Here is an 18,279-nt window from a genome sequence, read left to right as displayed (position 1 = left end):
CGGTCTACACACCAAGTGGCGTTGTGCGCCCATGGCGTGCCGCCTGCGATAATCCCCCATCCAGCGCCCCCCAAGCGCTTTCCCCCAACAGCCTCTGGATCTACACCATGAACCGCTGCACTTTGGCCCTCTCCGGGCGTTCTTTCTTTTGGCGTGCTTTGCTTTGCCTTGACTCCATCACCTCCCTTGACTCCGCGGAGGCCGCATGAGCAAGAAGGTCTTCATCAAAACCTTTGGCTGCCAGATGAACGAGTACGACTCGGACAAGATGGCCGATGTGCTGGGCGCAGCGCAGGGCTATGTGCCCACACAGAACGTGGACGAGGCCGATCTGATTTTGTTCAACACCTGCTCGGTGCGCGAAAAAGCGCAAGAAAAAGTCTTCAGCGATCTGGGCCGGGTGCAGCACCTGAAAGCCAAGGGCGTGCTGATTGGCGTGGGCGGTTGTGTGGCCAGCCAGGAGGGTGCCGAGATCATCAAGCGCGCACCTTATGTGGACGTGGTGTTTGGCCCGCAGACCCTGCACCGCCTGCCCGAGTTGTTGAACGAGCGCGAGCGCAAGCAGCGTCCGCAGGTGGACATCAGCTTTCCCGAGATTGAAAAGTTTGACCACCTGCCGCCTGCCAAGGTGGAAGGTGCCACCGCCTTTGTGTCCATCATGGAAGGTTGCAGCAAATACTGCAGCTATTGCGTGGTGCCCTACACCCGGGGCGAAGAGGTCTCGCGCCCGTTTGACGATGTGCTGGTTGAGGTGGCAGGCTTGGCCGCGCAGGGCGTGAAAGAGATCACCCTGCTGGGCCAGAACGTGAACGCTTACCGGGGCAAGATGGGCAACACCTCGGAGATGGCCGACTTTGCGCTGCTGCTGGAGTATGTGGCCGACATGCCGGGCATAGCGCGCATCCGCTACGTGACCAGCCACCCGAACGAGTTCACCCAGCGCCTGATCGATGCTTACGACAAGATCCCCAAGCTGGTCAGCCATTTGCACCTGCCGGTGCAGCACGGCTCGGACCGCATCTTGATGGCCATGAAGCGTGGTTACACCGCCATGGAATACAAGAGCACGATCCGCAAGCTGCGGGCGATCCGCCCTGACCTGTCGCTCAGCAGTGACTTCATCGTGGGCTTCCCCGGCGAGACCGAGGACGACTTCAACAAGATGATGAAGCTGATCACCGATGTGGGTTTTGACACCAGTTTCAGCTTCATCTTCAGCCCCCGCCCCGGCACGCCAGCGGCCAACCTGCACGACGACACGCCGCACGCCGAAAAACTGCGCCGCCTGCACCACCTGCAAGCGACCATCGAAGCCAACGTGCAGCGCATTGGCGAGAGCCGCGTGGGCACGCTGCAGCGCATTTTGGTGGAGCGCCCTTCACGCAAGGACGCGACCGAGTTGGCCGGCCGCACCGAGTGCAACCGGGTGGTCAACTTCCCCGGCGGCCCCCACATGGACCGCCTGATCGGTCAGATGGCCGATGTGCGCATCACCCAAGGCCTGTCGCACTCGCTGCGTGGTGAGTTGGTGATCCAGACTTGAAGTCAAACGGGCCGATTCAAGACGGCCCTGAAAACCCGCTCAAACCGTGATTTTTCGGTCGTCGAGTTCGGTCAAGAACATGTCAAAACAAGCCAGAAGCTGATCGATTTGTGCGGAGCGGGTGACGGGAGAAACCAACATCATGCAGTGAAAGGGCGTCAGCACCACCCCTCGGTTGAGCATAAACAGGTGCAGCACGGATTGCAAAAAATCCGTCCCTGAGGCCCGCACCTCTTTGGCATTGCGGGGGGCTTGGGACATGAACTGCAACTCGATGCGCGCACCCAATTGGGTCACAGTCCAGCCCCGTCCTGCAGACAGGATGCGTTGCCGCAAACCCGCTGCCAAGCGATTGGCTCCGGCTTGCATGGCGGCGTAACTTGCCTCGGTGTGCAGATGCGTCAAACTGGCCAACAGCACCGTTAAGGCCAGCATATTGCCCGACAAGGTGGTGCCAATGCCGCTGTGCCCTGGTGCGGCTTGTTGTTTGGCTTGAACCATGCGCTGGGCAATCTCATGGCTGAAGCCGTAAACCGCACAGGGCAAACCAGCGGCAACGGCTTTGCCCACCACCATCAGGTCGGGCACAAGGCCCTGCTGGCGAGACCAGCCGCCCAAAGCGGTTGACACGGTGTGGGTTTCGTCCATGACCAGCAAACTGCCGTACTTTTGACACAGCATGTGTGCTTGGGGCCAAAAGTCAACATGGGGCAAGACCAGCCCACAGTTGGTCAAGGCCGGTTCGGCCAAAACAGCGGCCACTTGGCCATCGGCCAAAGCCGATTGCAACGCTGCCAAATCATTGAAGGGCACCACCCGTGTCGTGGCGGCATGGCTGTGCAATGCACCCAGGGCCGATGGGCGATCCACCACTGCTCCGCTGTCCAGCAGGTCGACCAAGCTGTCATCCACCGCGCCGTGGTAACACCCGTCAAACACCAACACGACCCGCCGCTGGGTGATGGCGCGCACCCAGCGCAGCACAAAGCGGTTGGCATCGCTGGCACTGAGGGCCATTTGCCAAATGGGCAAACCAAAAACATCGGTCAGGCGCTCGCCCACCTCTGCAGCACACTGCGCCGGCAGCATGCAGGTCAGGCCCTGACCTGCTTGTTCAGCCAAAACCTGGGCCACTGTAGTTGGACTGTGGCCGAACATGGCCCCTGTGTCGCCCAAACAAAAATCGGCATAACTCAGTTGGTCTACGCATGTCAGCTGCGCATGCTCAGCACTTTGAATAAACAAACCATGGGCATTGGGCCAGTCCTGCATCCAATGCATGGGCATGCCAAACAGGTAATGGCGATCGCAACGCTTTTGCAACACCGCACTGGCCGCATGGTGCTTGGCAAACAAGGCCTGCTCGTCGGCCATCCATGCGTGCAGGGCCTGGCTTTTTTCGGGGTGAGGGTCAAAGAAGATGCTCATGACCGTGATCGTAATGGGCATAACAAGAATGAATTCAAGTGGCCACACATGCCAATCAAAATTGGACCCATAGAACCCAACTTATTGCATCTACCATTTATTCGTGACACACGTCTCAGGAGGCATTCCGGGCTTGACCACGATCTGCAGATTTTTTAAAGGCACTGACAACATGACCATTGGTGAATTTCCTTATGCCCAAATGCATGGCCGATTTGCCGGGTGTGCGGCGCTGCAAGACCATCCGCTTGCGGTGGTGGGCGTGCCTTGGGATGGCAGCGTGAGCCACCGCACAGGCGCGCGCATGGCACCACAAAGCATACGCGCGGCCAGCCAAATGTTGTGCGACGCCACCCATCCGGTGTTTGACATCAGCCCCTTGCCCTTTTTAGGGGACGGGGGCAACTTGCGCCTGCCCAATGCCAGCGGCTTGGCCGCCGCCCGCACCGCCATGTTGGAACAAGCCATGCCTTTGGTCCGAAAGCACCACTGCGTTTTTTTAGGCGGTGACCATGCCATCAGCTTGGCCATGCTGCGCGCCATTCACGCGACCCATGGCCCAGTCGCGCTGTTGCATTTCGATGCCCATTGCGACACTTGGAGCGACCATTTTGGTGAACCCTCGGGCCACGGCACCTGGACGCGCGAGGCCATCGAGCAAGGCTTGGTCAGTGCGCAGCACACGGTCCAAGTGGGTTTGAGGTCCGCCGCAGAAAGGGGTGCGCGGGAATACGTGCGCGACCAAGGCGGCATGATTTACCACGCTCGCGACCTGTGGGGCATGGAAGGCACGCAGCTGAACGCGGTCTTGCAAGCCGTGCGCGAGCGCGTGGGACAGCGTCCGATTTACCTGACGCTGGACATCGATTGCTTAGACCCTGCCTATGCACCGGGCACGGGAACACCTGAGCCGGGTGGATTGACCACGCGACAAGTGTTGACTTGGATTGAAGGCTTGTGCGAGCTCAACTGGGTGGGCATGGACTGCGTGGAAGTCTGCCCAGCCTATGACCATGCAGAGCTCACCAGCTTGGCCGCCAGCAGCTTGGTGTGGTCTTATTTAAGCGGCCAAGCAGCCCGCCTGCAGCGTCGCCAACTTGGAGGTCATGGACATGGATCTGGCAGACAAAAACCGTGACTTGGGGCGCGACGTTTTTTATGAAACCACGGTTCAGCGTGACCACTGGCCCAAATTAGAGACCGATGAACAGGCCGACGTCCTGGTGGTCGGTGGTGGGCTGGCCGGCTTGTCTTGCGCCTTGGACCTGGCCGAGCGGGGACAAAGCGTGCTGCTCTTGGAAGCCGAACGTCTGTGCGGCCATGCCACGGGCCGCAATGGCGGTCAAGCCATCACCGGTTACGCATGCGGTCAGGCTTGGCTGGAAAAGCACTTGGGCATGGCGCAGGCCAAAATGCTTTGGCAATTGTCATTGTCAAGCATGGCCCTGATGCGAGAGCGGATGGAGAAATATGCCATCGATTGCCACCCGGTTTGGCACTATTTGACGGTGGCCGATAGACCCCGTAAAGCCCAAGCACTTCTGCAAGAGTCGCGCCACATGCAAAGCCACTATGGCTACAACATGCGCTATGTGCAAAAAGCCGATCTGCAGCAGCACATTGGCAGCGACCGCTACGTGGCTGGCCTGCTCGACCCCGGATCTGGCCACTTCAACCCTTTGCGTTATGGCTTGGGCATTGCACGGGCCGCCGCAGAAAATGGGGTGCGTTTGCACGAGAACAGCCCGGCTTTGTCGATGCAAAGAGATGGCCACCACTGGCTTGTGCGCACCGACCAAGCCCAGGTGAGGGCTCGCCATGTGGTGCTGGCTGGCAACTGCGGCATGTTGTGGCAATCGCCCCAACTGGCCAAACGTTTGCACGCGCGCATCATGCCCGTGGGCACCTATGTGGTGGCCACGGAGGCTTTGTCTGCCCCATTAGCCAATCAACTCTTGCCTTTCCGAGCGGCGGTGTGCGACAACAATTTTGTTTTGGATTACTTCCGAATCAGTGAAGACAAGCGCATGCTTTTTGGTGGGCAAGTCAGTTACACCACAGCCACCCCTTCACGGCTCACCGAAGTCATGCGGCAACGGATGGTGAAGGTTTTCCCGCAACTTGCACACACCCGCATTGATCACACTTGGGGGGGGTTTGTGGACATCTCGCGCGACCGCGCACCCGATTGGGGACGCTTTGCCGATGGGGTCTACCACGTTCAAGGTTTCAGCGGGCATGGACTGGCAGCCACCACCTTGGCTGGGCGCGTGGTGACCCAAGCCATTTTGGGTGATGCTCAAGCTCTGTCCGCGTTCGAGGGCATTCGCCAAAGCCCATTCCCTGGTGGCTCGGCCTGGCGTTTGCCATTGTTGGTGGCTGGTACAAGTTATTTCCGGTTACGCGACTGGTTGAGTTGAATGGCCTACTCGACAACCCAGGCACATAAACCAAATCCGGATTTAGGATCATTTGGGTTTGAGTTGCAGCGCCTGCAAAATGAGTTTAGCCAATACAGGCCCATCTTTCTGAATCGAAGACAAAGGGGCATACCCATAGCCAATGACCAAGCCACGTAGATTTTTACGCGCAATCGCGTAACGCGACAATGCACGCACTGTCAAGCCATGTTGTAGGGCCAGCTTGGCAAGCGCCACATCGTTGACATGCAAGGGCAAATGCACACACAAATGCAAACCTTGCTCAGCACCGCTGAGTTGGGCCTGGAATTTCAAGCACGGCGCCAAAGCCTGTAACAAGGCTTGGCGCCGCTCGGCATAGTGCTGCTTAGCGCTTCGAATGGTCGTATGGAAATGCCCCAGTTCAATGAACTCAGCCATGGCCACTTGCTGATGCATCAGTCCGGGCCGATTCAAATCGTAATGCGCACGTTTGAAGGCATGAACCCAGACTTTGGGGACCACCAAATAGGCCATCTTGATGCCTGGGTAAAGCGCCTTGGAGAAGGTGCCCATGTAGAAAACGCGGTCGCACACATCGAGCCCGTGCAAGGAAGACATGACAGGTCCGGAGAATCTGAATTCACTGTCGTAGTCGTCTTCCAGCAACCAAGACTGCATGTCGCGACACCGCTGTAATAAATCTTGCCGCCTCTCAAAAGACAAAACACCACCCGTCGGGTATTGGTGCGAAGGGGTCACATACACCATGCGTGCAGGAGGCGCGCGTTCGACGTGCACCAAATTCATGCCTTGGGCATCCGTGGGAATACCATGCAACTTCAAGCCACTGGCGCGAAAGGTCTGAGCCGCCCCCCAATACAAAGGGTCTTCAACCCATACGGTGTCACCCGGGTCGGCCAACAAGGTGGCACACAAACTCAAGGATTGCTGAGTGCCGGTGGTCACCAACACTTGGTCGTCTTCCAGCTTCATGTTGCGGAACATTCGCAAATACTGAGCGATGGCACGCTTGAGAGGCATGAATCCACCGGTGTCGTTGTAATCCATCATTTCGGCATAGGACAAACGCCAATGTTTGTTTTGCAACTTTTGCCACAGTGCGATCGGAAATGGCGAGAAGTCCGGAAAGCCTTGGGTGAAAGGTTGGACCTCCAATTCATCGGCAACAGCTTGCTTGAGCAAGCGGGCACCACGAGCTGATACTGATCGCGGTACGACACTTGTGGGTGCCACATTTTTAACCCGTGCTTGGTCAAATGGATGACCGGGTAATGTGTACCGAACATAACTGCCGCTGCCCCTACGGGTCTCTAAAAATCCTTCTGCTTCAAGTTGGGACAGGGCAGTCATGACTGTATTTCGTGCCAAGCCCAAATCAGTTGCCAAATCGCGACTGGAAGGCAGGCGCTCACCCGGACGCAAGATCTGGTCTTTGATGGCTTGTCGCAGGGCCAAGTTGACCTGACGACTGAGTGTCGCTTCGCGTTGCTCTGGCATCGCCTTCAAGGCCTGCAACTGCCGCCTCAAAAAATCCGTGATCATGATTTACCCTTACTTTGGCGTGCCTCTGGCAGGCGTTTGGCAGGCTCACAGCCTTGCACAGGCGAAAAAAGTGGCCCTATTGACAAAAACAAATTGGCACCAGTTTATTTAAAATTAAAGTAACACAATGAGTTTTAGAAAAATAAAATTGGAGACAAAAAATGCGCCCTTGGATATGGGTCACTCACGATCACCGCCAACTCGGGAAAACCCCTAACGCCTCAGGTTTCACCGTGTTGGGCGACAAATACGCCATCGCCGTCAAACAGCACGCCGAGGCCGAACCCTTCACCTTGCCCACCGCCAGCGCTGAGCAAATTCCAGAACTCTTGGCCCAATGCGATGGTGTCCTTTTGACAGGCTCTCCCTCGAACATTCATCCCTCGCATTTTGACCAAACGGTGGTGCAACCAGAATTGCCACTGGACCCATTGCGCGATCAACTCAGCTTGCCATTGATCCGGGCCTGCCTTGAACAGCAAGTGCCCATCCTGGGCATCTGCCGGGGCTTGCAAGAAATCAATGTGGCTTTGGGCGGGTCCTTGCACCAGCAAGTGCACGACCTGCCCCACATGTTGGACCACCGCGAACCGGCGAATTTGCCCTACGAAGATCAATACGCTTTAAGCCACCCCATTCGCATCGTGCCGGGCAGCCCACTCGCACATTGGGCTGAAGGCGAAAGCGCCATGGTCAATTCCTTGCACGGTCAAGGCATTGACCGACTGGCCGATGCGCTGGAGGCCATGGCTTTTGCGCCCGATGGTTTGGTTGAAGCGGTGCGGGTGCGCGGCGCAACCCACTTTGCCTATGCCGTTCAGTGGCACCCCGAATGGCGCAGCCAAGAACAACTTTTGTACCTGAATATTTTCAAAGCTTTCGGCCAAGCGTGCACAGCGCGCCGCCTCCAGCGTCTCAAACCCATCTCCAAGCTTTCTTGGCCCACTGCGGCCTGATCACCCCCGAAAAACAAAGAAACAACCCATGTCTGTCAACAACATTTCAACCCCTACCCCATCGAACTTCAGTGAATTAGAAAACTGGCTCAACGAGCGCCGAGTCACAGAAATTGAGTGCTTGGCACCTGACCTGACGGGCGTTGCCCGTGGAAAAATTTTGCCCCGCGCCAAATTCACCGAAGACCGAGGCATGCGCTTGCCCGAAGCCGTGGTGGCCATCGGTGTGACTGGGGAATTTCCCAAGTCCGGCCCTTATTACGATGTGATCAACCCCAACGATCGCGACATGCATCTGCAACCCGACCCCTCCACGGTGCGCATCGTTCCCTGGGCCACAGACCCCACGGCCCAGGTGATTCACGACTGCTTTGACCGCCACGGAAAACTCATCCCCTTTGCACCACGCAGTGTTTTGCGCCGAGTCTGCAAGCTCTACGAAGACTTGGGGCTGGATCCAGTCGTCGCCCCCGAACTGGAGTTTTATCTGGTGGCACGCAACACCGACCCCAACACCTTGCTGCACCCCCCCATCGGACGCAGCGGCCGCGCTGAGACCTCTCGACAAGCCTACAGCATCGATGCCGTCAACGAGTTCGATCCCTTGTTTGAAGAGATCTATGATTTTTGCGAAAAAATGGGGCTGAATGTGGACACCCTGATCCACGAAGCCGGTGCGGGACAAATGGAGATCAACTTCTTCCATGACCACCCCTTGGGCTTGGCCGACGAAGTCTTCTTCTTTAAACGCACAGTTCGTGAAGCGGCCATGCGCCACAACATGTATGCGACCTTCATGGCCAAACCCATTGCGGGCGAGCCCGGCAGTGCCATGCACGTGCACCAAAGCATTTTGGACAAGGCCACGGGGAAAAACATTTTCAGCAAAAGCGATGGCTCGCCCTCTGATGCTTTTTACCACTACATTGGCGGTCTGCAAAAGCACATCCCCACGGCCATGGCCCTGGTCGCGCCCTATGTCAACAGCTACCGCCGACTGGCTCGGCACACGGCCGCCCCCATCAACATCGAATGGGGCTATGACAACCGCACCGTGGGCATTCGCTCCCCTATTTCCACACCCGAGGCCCGGCGGATTGAAAACCGTGTGATTGGCGCCGATGCCAACCCCTACGTGGCTTTGGCCATGACCTTGGCCTGTGGTTACCTTGGACTGAAAAACAAATTGCAGGCCAAACCCGAAATGAAGGGCGATGGCTATTTGTCACCCTATGCCTTGCCTAGGAGTTTGGGTGAAGCCTTGGACTGGCTGCGACGCGACGATGACCTGCGTGAAGTTTTGGGTGAAGAATTTGTGACCGTTTACACCGAAATCAAGGAAATTGAATTTGATGAATTCATGGAGGTGATCTCGCCTTGGGAGCGTGAGCATTTGTTGCTGCATGTCTGACGCCAATCGATAAGGAACACCTGCATGACTTTAAGAAATACCCCGGAACCCTTGGTTTCAGAGCGTCGCCAGATCGATACACAAACCATTCAAGCCTTGGACAGTGCGCATTACATGCATCCGTTCACGGACACGCAAGCCTTGGCAAAACGGGGCGCGCGCGTCATCACCCGTGGTGAAGGCATTTATGTTTGGGATTCGGAAGGCAAGAAAATTCTGGACGCCATGAGTGGCCTGTGGTGCGTCAACATTGGCTATGGCCGTCAAGAGCTGGCGCAAGCGGCTTACTTGCAGATGATGGAGTTGCCTTACTACAACAGTTTTTTCAACACCACCAATGTGCCTGCCGTCAAACTGGCGACCAAACTTTGCGAGCTGGCGCCTACCGTGGGCGACCGCAGCTTCACCCATGTGTTCTTTTCGAGTTCGGGCTCAGAGAGCAATGACACCAACATCCGCATGGTGCGCCACTACTGGGCCAGCCTAGGCCATCCTGAACGCAAGGTGATCATCGGTCGGAAAAATGGCTACCACGGCTCCACCATTGGCGGCGCCTCCTTAGGGGGCATGCAAGGCATGCACGACCAAGGCGACTTGCCCATCCCCGGCATCGTGCACATTGACCAGCCTTACTTTCTTGAAAATGCCTTGCAAGGGGAAAGCGAACACGACTTCGGTCTGCGCATGGCGCGTCAACTGGAAACCAAAATTTTGGAACTGGGCGCAGACAAGGTGGCGGCCTTTATTGGCGAGCCCATTCAAGGCGCTGGGGGCGTGATCATCCCACCCACGAGTTATTGGCCCGAGATTCAACGCATTGTGGACGCCTATGGCATTTTGCTCATCAGCGATGAGGTGATCTGCGCCTTTGGCCGCTTGGGTGCCTGGTTCGCCTACGAAAAAATGGGCTACAAGCCCGACCTGATCACTTTTGCCAAAGGTGTGACCAGTGGTTACATCCCGCTGGGCGGGGTAATGGTAGGCAACCGCGTCTCCAAAGTCTTGATTGAGCAAGGTGGAGACTTCAATCACGGTTACACCTACAGCGGTCACCCCGTCGCCTGCCAAGTGGCACTGGCCACGCTCGATTGGATGGAGCGGGCACAAATCGTCGAACGGGTACGCGATGACACCGGTCCTTACTTGGCGGAAAAATTTGCGGCTTTGAAAGACCATCCCTTGGTGGGTGATGCTCGGTCCCTCGGTTTGACCGCGGGATTGATGCTCATGAAAAACAAATTCACCGGCGCAACTTTCCCCCCCGATGTGGGCGTGGGCATGGCTTGCAGAGCGCATTGCTTCAACAACGGTTTGGTCATGCGCGCGGTCGGTGACAGGATGATCATTGCCCCGCCCTTGGTCATGACCCGCGCAGACATCGACGACATGATGCGCCTGATCGTTCGTTGCTTGGACCTCACGCTGACCGAAGCTCGCCAAAAAGGCTGGTGTTGATGCGTCGCGCAAACCATGCCGTCTTTTGCACCGCGACCCGCTTTGCCTTTGACAGATCGGTGTATTTTTTACTTGCGATTGACCCTTCTTTTTAACCACCAGGAGACATTCATGACTTCATCATCACGATTTAATTTCTTCCGACTTTTCTCGCCATGGACTCGGCGTCTGTCTGGTTGGAGTCTTTGTTTGGGTTTGGGTTGTGCACTGAGCATGCCCGCCCAAGCCCAAGGCGAACTGAACATGTACAACTGGTCCGATTACATTGGCGAAAAAACAGTGCCCAACTTCATCAAAGAGTTTGGTGTGAAGATGCGTTATGACAATTTCGACTCGAATGAAGTGGTTCATGCCAAACTGGTTGCAGGCCGAACCGGTTATGACATCGTCGTGCCATCGTCCAACTGGGGGGCTTTGCAAGCACGAGGGGGGTTGCTGACCAAAATCGATAAAAGCAAAATACCAAATTACAAAAACCTTGACCCTAATGTGATGGCCCAATTGGCCAAACTCGATCCAGGCAACCAATATTTAGTGCCCTGGTTTTGGGGCTACACCACGGTGAGCATCAATGTGGACAAGGTCAAAAGAGCCTTGGGCGACTTGCCCATGCCCGACGACGCTTGGGCGCTGGTGTTTGACCCCAAATACGCATCGCGCCTGCGCTCTTGTGGCGTGTCCTTCCTCGACTCAGGCCAAGACATCATGGAAGCCATGTTCGTCTACCTGGGTATTCCTGTTGACACGACCAAAGCGACAGATTTTCAACGCGCTTGGTCTGAACTGCAAAAAATACGCAGCAGTGTCACCCTGTTTTCATCCTCAGGCTACATCAATGACTTGGCTTCGGGTTCATTGTGCGTGGCATTGGGTTGGTCGAGTGACATGAACATTGCGCGGGCGCGGGCGCAAGAGGCCAAAAAAGGCAACGACATTCAAGTTCTGGTGCCTAAAAAAGGCGCGGTGTTGTTTTACGACACCATGGTCATCCCCAAAGACGCTGTCAACGTGGAGAACGCTTACAAGTTCATCAACTACCGATTGCAACCTGAAGTGGCGGCAGGTGACAGCAATCAAGTGCAATACCCCAGTGCGGTGGCAGGCGCAGAGCGCTTCATCAAACCAGAAATCGCCAACAACAAAACAATTTACCTGAGCCCTGAGGACATGGCCAACATGCACGCCCCGCGCATGTACAACAACGACCAGCGTCGCTTGGTGACCCGCAGTTACACCAGTTTCAAAACGGGCATTTGACCCCCCACCAAGCCATCCCCTTTTTGGGAATGGCTTCTTTTGAAACCACTTGTGCACGAAAGATGCCGCCATGACGCCCACACAGCATGCCGAACCGTTTTTGAAGATTGACCGTTTGTCCAAGCATTTTGATGAAGCCAAGGCGGTCGATCAGGTCAGTTTGGATATTCAGAAAGGCGAGATTTTTGCCCTCTTGGGTGGATCGGGATGTGGCAAATCCACCCTGCTGCGCATGTTGGCCGGCTTTGAAAGCCCATCGGGAGGCGACATCTTGTTGTCCGGTCAGTCCATTGCCGCCTTGCCACCCTACGATCGGCCCATCAACATGATGTTCCAGTCCTATGCGCTGTTTCCGCACATGACCGTTTCGCAAAACATCGCCTTTGGACTGGAACGTGACGGGATGCCCAAAAGCGAGATCGAAACCCGTGTGCTGGACATGTTGGCCTTGGTCCAACTCAAGCCCTATGCCAAACGCAAGCCCCACCAACTGTCTGGAGGTCAGCAACAACGTGTTGCATTGGCGCGCAGTTTGGCCAAGCGCCCACAGCTGCTGTTGCTCGACGAACCCTTGGGTGCTCTGGACAAAAAACTCCGCGAGCAAACCCAGATTGAGTTGGTCGCCATTCTCAAGAAAGTGGGCGTCACTTGCGTGATGGTGACCCATGATCAGGAAGAGGCCATGGCCATGGCCGATCGCATCGCCATCATGCGCGATGGCCGCATCATGCAAATGGGTGCCCCAATGGACATCTACGAAACCCCCAACAGCCGTTTTGTCGCCGACTTCATTGGCAATGTGAATTTGTTTTCTGGCACCGTGGTGGAAGATGAACCCGACCATGTGGTGATCGAAACACCCCAATGCCGTCACTACGTCAGCCACGGCATCACCGGCACTTCAGGGATGGCGGTGAGTGTGGCGGTACGCCCTGAAAAAATTTGCCTCTGTGCGACTGAACCCGGCAAACAAGATCGAGAGTTACCCGAGGAGATTGGCTACAACCAGGCACAAGGGCAGATCACGGGCATGGCTTATTTTGGCAACCTCACCACGTACCACGTCAAAGTCCACGACAACCTGACCCTCAAGGTCACCCTGGCCAATGCGGCCCGTCACGAAGAAAGACGTTTATCGGTGGGCGACAAGGTTTGGGCATGGTGGGATGGCAGCGATGTGGTTGTGTTGACCCAATAAGTGACAGGAGTGAACGCATGACCAAGCTGAGCCAACACACCACATGGATGTCTCGCCTTCTGGGAAAACCTTGGGGGCGTTGGAGTCTGATCGGCGCTCCTTATTTTTGGCTTTGCCTTTTCTTTCTCTTGCCGTTCTTGATCGTTTTCAAAATAAGCATCTCCGAACTGGCCGACACGGGCATCGGATTTTTGCCCATGGCTGAAATAGAAAACGGTGTTCTACAGCTGCGCCTGAAGTTCTCCAACTACGTCTTTTTACTGACCGATTCTTTGTACATCAAAACTTACCTGTCCTCATTGCGCTATGCCTTGGTTACGACACTGGTGTGTTTGTTTTTGGGTTATCCCTTTGCCTATTTCTTGGCACGTTCACCGGCGAACATTCGACCCACTCTGATGATGCTCTTGATGCTGCCTTTTTGGACCTCATTTTTGCTGCGCATCTATGCATGGAAAGGTCTGTTGGATACGAATGGTCTGTTCAACCAGTTGCTCATGAACATAGGTTTGATTGATCAGCCTTTGAAAATGATGCACACCGCATTTTCTTTGCAGTTGGGCATGGTCTATGTCTACTTGCCATTCATGGTGTTGCCCTTGTATGCCAACTTGGTCAAGATGGACTTGCGCCTCTTGGAGGCTGCTGCAGATCTGGGTGCCCGACCTTGGCACATCTTTTGGCGCATCACAGTGCCCCTGTCTCGCAACGGGATTTTGGCAGGCTCGATGTTGGTCTTCATTCCTTGTGTTGGTGAATACGTGATCCCAGCCCTTTTGGGTGGCCCCGACACTCTGAGCATCGGCCGCGTTCTGTGGGATGAATTTTTCAACAACAACGATTGGGCCATGGCATCCAGTGTGGCCGTGGTGATGATGATTTTGATTCTGGGCCCCATGGCTTGGTTCAACCGAATTCAAGCAGCCGAAGCGTCAGGAGGTGCACGATGAACCCCACACCTTGGGGCCAACGTCTGAGACTGGGATGGATGCTGGGCATTTATTTCTTTCTATACCTGCCCATTGCCACCCTCATTGCCTACTCGTTCAACGACTCCAAAATGGTCACGCTGTGGGGGGGGTTCACCTTTCGCTGGTACAGCGCTGTGTGGCAAGACCACGACATCATCGATGCCTTCAAACTGAGTCTTCAAATCGGTTTGGTCAGTGCCACCTTGTCCATCGTGCTGGGTACGCTTGCCGCCTTGTCATTGGTGCGGTACAAAAACTTTCGAGGTCGCACAATTTTTTCATCCATGGTCAATGCCCCATTGGTCATGCCCGAGGTCATCGTGGGTTTGTCATTGCTCTTGATGCTGGTTGCCGTGCAAAACATGTTTGGCTTTCCCGATCGAGGTGTCTGGACGATTGTCATGGGCCACACCTTGCTGGGCATGTCGTATGCCACCGTGGTCATCCGTTCACGGCTGCTGGAGATGGACAAATCACTGGAGGAAGCAGCACTGGATTTGGGTGCCAAACCTTTTGCGGTGTTTCGACTCGTTACCTTGCCCTTGATCACGCAGGCCTTGTTGTCTGCATGGTTGCTCACATTCACGCTCTCTTTGGACGATGTGGTGATCTCCGCATTCCTTTCAGGGCCGGGCAGCAATACCTTACCGATTGTGATTTTCTCGCGCGCAAAACTAGGCCTGAACCCCACGGTCAACGTGGTGGCCACTTTGACGGTCCTGGCTGTGGGCTTGGCATTGTTGGCCAGCAGTCTTTGGCTCGCACGCCAAGAGCGTCAGCGAGCCAAAGAGATGGCTATGGCTTGGAAGCAGGAAGCCAACTCGTGAGAAAAATTTAAAAATTAATTTTTAACGGCAACATCCAAGGAGCTTTCATGAAAAAACGTCAGTTAACCCCATTGGCCCTCGCAGTCTGCGCCCTGGTGGGCTTGCCAATCACGGCACATGCCCAGTCCAACAGCGACTTGCTCAAAGAGCTACAAAGTCTCAAGGCGCGCATGGTGCAGCTGGAAAACCAGTTGCGCAGCCCACCGAATCCTGCGCCGATTGAATCTGCAGCCCCGGCGGTGGACCCGGAAGAGTTCAACCGCATTCGGGCCAAGGTTGAAGCGTCCGAAGACAACACCGAGTCTCAAGGCTTCAAAGGCCTGCGCATTGGCGGCATGATCGATCCGACATACGTGCACAGTCAACGCCGTGACAGTTCTGGTTTTGTATTCTTGAACAACTTTGACGGGCGTGGTAACAGTGGTGCCGATGACGATGGCTACGCTTTTGACAACTCCTATTTCGGTCAAACCATGTTGGACATTCAAAAGGAAGTTGAGAACGGCCAAAAATGGCGCCTGACCTTGGCCCCTCATAAATCGTCCAGTTCGGGCTACAACCTGGGCTCCATTGTTCACGAAGCTTCTGTGTCGCTTCCTATCGATGGCCCTGGCACACGTGTGATCGCCGGACAAATTCCTGATTGGACTGGGTATGAATACGTTTGGTCCAACCTGCAACCTTTGATCAGCCACAACCTGCTGTTTGATTTCACCATCCCCAGCTTCTACAGTGGCGCGGGCATGGAGTTCGAGCGCGGCAATTGGGTCAGCAAGTTTTTGTTGGGCAACATCAACCAAGCACGGCGTTCAGGTGCCACCGTAGAAACTTTAGACGATGCAGGCGATGTCGTCAAACCTGTTCGAGGTCAAAAGAACCCCGGCATCACTTACCGTGCCGACTATGCCAAGGGAGAATTTTCGGGCTTTGGTTTTGCGGGCACCCACACTTTTGAACGCGGGTCTAAGATCAATTTGTTTGAGATAGACGGCTACTTCAGCCGTGCAGACTGGACTTTCCAAGGCCAAATTGGCACTGGTACGGCAGAAGGCATTGCCAGCAATGGTGGCAATGCCAGCTGGACTGGCCTGTCTGCTTTGGCGGCCTACAAAGTGACACCGCGCATGCAACTGGTGGGCCGCTCCGATTACATTTGGAACCGCAAAAATGGTGGGGGCGTGTTCGGTTCATATGGGGACAGCACGGGGCCTGACGGTACCAACGGTTTTGGGCTTCCCATGGCTTTGGACGGTTCAGCGACCGATGGTGAACGCGGTGTCAACCGTTACGCCTTGTCAGTCGGTGTCAATTACCTTATCAGCGGGAACCACAGCCCAGACAGCGGTATGTGGACCACCGGCACTTGGTTCAAGACCGAAATACGTTACGACGGTGCGACTGGACCCGTCTTCATGCAAGCGCGTGATGGCAGCTACAAAAAGAGCAGTGTGAGTTTGTTTTCCTCCCTCGTCTTTGCGTTTTGATCGTTTCACCACCACCGATTCATCGGCTGCTCATTTTGAATCGGTGGTTGCGAAAGACACAGGTCTGATAGCCACTCAACACACATGCAAACATTTCCTAACTTGACACTGGATGGGCGGGCCTTCATCAACGGAGAACGCCAATGGGCTGTCGCAGAGGCACGCTTTGACAACATCTCGCCCGTCAATGGGCAGACCTTGTGCGAGATCGCACGCTGCGACGCTACAGACATTGATCTGGCCGTTCAAGCCGCGCGCCATTCGTTTGATGACAAACGCTGGCGCGGACTGCCCCCGGCTGCACGCAAACGGGTAATGGTGCGTTTTTCGGATTTGATCCTGGCCCATGGTGAAGAGTTGGCTCAGATGGAAACCTTGGACATGGGCAAACCCATACGCTACGCCCACAGTGTGGATGTCAACAGCGCTGCCAACTGCATCCGCTGGTATGGCGAAGCGATTGACAAGGTGTATGACGAAATCGCTCCGACCTCGGATCAAGCCTTGGCCCTGATCAGGCGCGAGCCCATGGGGGTGATCGGTGTCATAGTGCCCTGGAACTACCCCATGATCATGGCGGCATGGAAGATTGCACCCGCCTTAGCTTGTGGCAATTCGGTCGTGCTCAAACCCAGCGAAAAATCGCCTCTGACTGCCCTTCGTCTGGCTGAATTGGCCTTGCAAGCCGGTGTGCCCGCAGGCGTTTTTAATGTGGTGCCGGGTTATGGCCTCGAGAGCGGTAGCCCCTTGGCCTTGCACATGGACGTGGATGGCATTGGCTTCACCGGTTCAACCAAGGTCGGCAAGCAAATCCATGTGATGGCAGGACAAAGCAACCTCAAGCGTGCCTGGACCGAGCTGGGAGGCAAGTCGCCCTTCATCGTGATGGACGATTGTCCCGATCTGGAGCGTGCTGTGCAGGCCGCAGTCGGCAGCATTTTCTTCAACCAAGGAGAAAGTTGCAATGCGCCTTCGCGTTTGTTCGTCCACCAACGCATCAAAAACGCCTTCATGGAACGTGCATTGCAGCTGGTGCCGCAATACCAACCGGCCGATCCACGGCTACCTGACACGGTCATGGGCGCAGTAGTCGATCAAACACAACGGGATACCGTTTTAGGCTACATCGAAAAAGGCCAGCAAGAAGGCGCACACCTGCTGTGTGGTGGACAAGCGGCCCTGACGGACACCGGTGGGTTTTACGTACAACCCACCATTTTTGACGGCGTCACCAACAACATGACCATTGCACGGGAGGAGATTTTTGGCCCCGTGCTCAGCGTGATGGGCTTCAACGATGTTCATGAGGCAGTGCGCTTGGCCAATGACCATGTTTATGGTTTGCAAGCCTCAATTTGGAGCCGCGATCTCAACACTGCACACGGCGTCGCACGTGCCCTGCGCGCTGGCACCGTACATGTCAACCAATACGACGAGGACGACATCACCGTGCCCTTTGGAGGCTACAAGCAAAGCGGCGTAGGTCGAGATAAATCGCTTCATGCCTTCGACAAATACACCGAACTCAAAACCACCTGGATCCGAATCGACAGCCCTGTTTGACTGTGGGGTTATCAAGATCGACCTCAACATCGCTCTTAGAAATTTAAACCTGTTGTTGAAATGACAAGGTAACTAACCCCACATGTCACCCAAATGAAGTGGACCCCGAATTTGGGACAGGTGTTTAAGTGGGACACTGTCCAAAGAAATGGGTTACCAATGACTGAAACAAAAAAGCGCAGGCTTCATCCACCCGAGCTCAAGGCCAAGCTGGGCTTGGA

Annotated in this window: 14 protein-coding genes and 1 pseudogene; 12 read left to right on the top strand and 3 right to left on the bottom strand. The window is 55.6% G+C overall.

Annotated elements, in window-relative coordinates; all coding sequences use genetic code 11:
• Positions 1-205: 205 nt before the first annotated feature.
• Complete coding sequence (miaB, locus tag ACIQ39_RS04455; protein ID WP_396433405.1) at positions 206-1,543, top strand: tRNA (N6-isopentenyl adenosine(37)-C2)-methylthiotransferase MiaB; 1,338 nt, start codon at positions 206-208, stop codon at positions 1,541-1,543.
• Positions 1,544-1,582: 39 nt separating this feature from the next.
• On the opposite strand, the gene ACIQ39_RS04450 is transcribed toward miaB, so the two are convergent.
• Positions 1,583-2,971 carry a transaminase gene (locus tag ACIQ39_RS04450; RefSeq protein WP_396433404.1) on the bottom strand — a complete coding sequence of 463 codons (1,389 nt, stop codon included), beginning with the start codon at positions 2,969-2,971 and terminating at the stop codon, positions 1,583-1,585.
• 172 nt (positions 2,972-3,143) lie between these two features.
• Between ACIQ39_RS04450 and speB the strand changes: the two genes are divergently transcribed.
• On the top strand, positions 3,144-4,109 hold the full coding sequence (gene speB / locus ACIQ39_RS04445) for an agmatinase (protein WP_396433403.1): 966 nt from the start codon (positions 3,144-3,146) through the stop codon (positions 4,107-4,109).
• On the top strand, positions 4,084-5,391 hold the full coding sequence (locus ACIQ39_RS04440) for an NAD(P)/FAD-dependent oxidoreductase (RefSeq protein ID WP_396433402.1): 1,308 nt from the start codon (positions 4,084-4,086) through the stop codon (positions 5,389-5,391). Before speB ends, ACIQ39_RS04440 begins: the two co-directional genes overlap by 26 nt.
• A gap of 48 nt (positions 5,392-5,439) precedes the next feature.
• Here the strand turns inward: ACIQ39_RS04440 and ACIQ39_RS04435 are convergent, their stop codons facing one another.
• Together ACIQ39_RS04435 and ACIQ39_RS04430 are read right to left on the bottom strand one after the other, a co-directional pair.
• Positions 5,440-6,576, bottom strand: a complete 1,137-nt coding sequence (locus ACIQ39_RS04435) for a PLP-dependent aminotransferase family protein (RefSeq protein ID WP_396433429.1) — start codon at positions 6,574-6,576, stop codon at positions 5,440-5,442.
• 111 nt (positions 6,577-6,687) lie between these two features.
• A pseudogene (locus tag ACIQ39_RS04430) lies at positions 6,688-6,891 on the bottom strand (GntR family transcriptional regulator); the annotation flags it as partial.
• Positions 6,892-7,097: 206 nt separating this feature from the next.
• On the opposite strand from ACIQ39_RS04430, the gene ACIQ39_RS04425 reads away from it, so the two are divergent.
• From ACIQ39_RS04425 to ACIQ39_RS04385, 9 genes are all read left to right on the top strand, one after another.
• On the top strand, positions 7,098-7,892 hold the full coding sequence (locus ACIQ39_RS04425; protein WP_396433401.1) for a gamma-glutamyl-gamma-aminobutyrate hydrolase family protein: 795 nt from the start codon (positions 7,098-7,100) through the stop codon (positions 7,890-7,892).
• Positions 7,893-7,920: 28 nt separating this feature from the next.
• Entirely contained in the window at positions 7,921-9,303 is a 1,383-nt protein-coding gene (locus ACIQ39_RS04420) for a glutamine synthetase family protein (protein ID WP_396433400.1), read from the top strand.
• A 24-nt stretch (positions 9,304-9,327) separates the two neighbouring features.
• Complete coding sequence (locus ACIQ39_RS04415) at positions 9,328-10,758, top strand: aspartate aminotransferase family protein (RefSeq protein WP_396433399.1); 1,431 nt, start codon at positions 9,328-9,330, stop codon at positions 10,756-10,758.
• A 111-nt stretch (positions 10,759-10,869) separates the two neighbouring features.
• A complete protein-coding gene (locus tag ACIQ39_RS04410) occupies positions 10,870-12,015 on the top strand; it encodes an extracellular solute-binding protein (protein ID WP_396433398.1) in 1,146 nt (381 codons plus the stop codon).
• A gap of 70 nt (positions 12,016-12,085) precedes the next feature.
• Positions 12,086-13,213: an ABC transporter ATP-binding protein gene (locus ACIQ39_RS04405; protein ID WP_396433397.1), complete on the top strand. Its 1,128-nt coding sequence runs from the start codon at positions 12,086-12,088 to the stop codon at positions 13,211-13,213.
• Positions 13,214-13,230: 17 nt separating this feature from the next.
• Entirely contained in the window at positions 13,231-14,163 is a 933-nt protein-coding gene (locus ACIQ39_RS04400; protein ID WP_396433396.1) for an ABC transporter permease, read from the top strand.
• The gene (locus ACIQ39_RS04395; protein WP_396433395.1) at positions 14,160-15,011 is read left to right on the top strand and encodes an ABC transporter permease; all 852 of its coding nucleotides are present in this window, start codon (positions 14,160-14,162) and stop codon (positions 15,009-15,011) included. The genes ACIQ39_RS04400 and ACIQ39_RS04395 overlap by 4 nt, the downstream gene beginning before the upstream one ends.
• Before the next feature lie 47 nt (positions 15,012-15,058).
• Entirely contained in the window at positions 15,059-16,495 is a 1,437-nt protein-coding gene (locus tag ACIQ39_RS04390; RefSeq protein WP_396433394.1) for a DUF3138 family protein, read from the top strand.
• Between the two features lie 84 nt (positions 16,496-16,579).
• Positions 16,580-18,058 carry an aldehyde dehydrogenase gene (locus tag ACIQ39_RS04385; protein ID WP_396433393.1) on the top strand — a complete coding sequence of 493 codons (1,479 nt, stop codon included), beginning with the start codon at positions 16,580-16,582 and terminating at the stop codon, positions 18,056-18,058.
• Positions 18,059-18,279 lie beyond the last annotated feature (221 nt).

It is taken from the genome of Limnohabitans sp. (assembly GCF_044361645.1).
In the GTDB taxonomy this organism is placed as follows: Bacteria; Pseudomonadota; Gammaproteobacteria; order Burkholderiales; family Burkholderiaceae_C; genus Limnohabitans_A.
Note: the sequence above shows the minus strand (reverse complement) of the source record. Positions and strands in the feature narration are given on the sequence as shown.

Bases quoted from the DNA above. Each gene is read 5' to 3' on its own strand.
- miaB (WP_396433405.1), top strand. From the start codon at position 206: ATGAGCAAGAAGGTCTTCATCAAAACCTTTGGCTGCCAGATGAACGAG.
- ACIQ39_RS04450 (WP_396433404.1), bottom strand. From the start codon at position 2,971: ATGAGCATCTTCTTTGACCCTCACCCCGAAAAAAGCCAGGCCCTGCAC.
- speB (WP_396433403.1), top strand. From the start codon at position 3,144: ATGACCATTGGTGAATTTCCTTATGCCCAAATGCATGGCCGATTTGCC.
- ACIQ39_RS04440 (WP_396433402.1), top strand. From the start codon at position 4,084: ATGGATCTGGCAGACAAAAACCGTGACTTGGGGCGCGACGTTTTTTAT.
- ACIQ39_RS04425 (WP_396433401.1), top strand. From the start codon at position 7,098: ATGCGCCCTTGGATATGGGTCACTCACGATCACCGCCAACTCGGGAAA.
- ACIQ39_RS04420 (WP_396433400.1), top strand. From the start codon at position 7,921: ATGTCTGTCAACAACATTTCAACCCCTACCCCATCGAACTTCAGTGAA.
- ACIQ39_RS04415 (WP_396433399.1), top strand. From the start codon at position 9,328: ATGACTTTAAGAAATACCCCGGAACCCTTGGTTTCAGAGCGTCGCCAG.
- ACIQ39_RS04410 (WP_396433398.1), top strand. From the start codon at position 10,870: ATGACTTCATCATCACGATTTAATTTCTTCCGACTTTTCTCGCCATGG.
- ACIQ39_RS04405 (WP_396433397.1), top strand. From the start codon at position 12,086: ATGACGCCCACACAGCATGCCGAACCGTTTTTGAAGATTGACCGTTTG.
- ACIQ39_RS04400 (WP_396433396.1), top strand. From the start codon at position 13,231: ATGACCAAGCTGAGCCAACACACCACATGGATGTCTCGCCTTCTGGGA.
- ACIQ39_RS04395 (WP_396433395.1), top strand. From the start codon at position 14,160: ATGAACCCCACACCTTGGGGCCAACGTCTGAGACTGGGATGGATGCTG.
- ACIQ39_RS04390 (WP_396433394.1), top strand. From the start codon at position 15,059: ATGAAAAAACGTCAGTTAACCCCATTGGCCCTCGCAGTCTGCGCCCTG.
- ACIQ39_RS04385 (WP_396433393.1), top strand. From the start codon at position 16,580: ATGCAAACATTTCCTAACTTGACACTGGATGGGCGGGCCTTCATCAAC.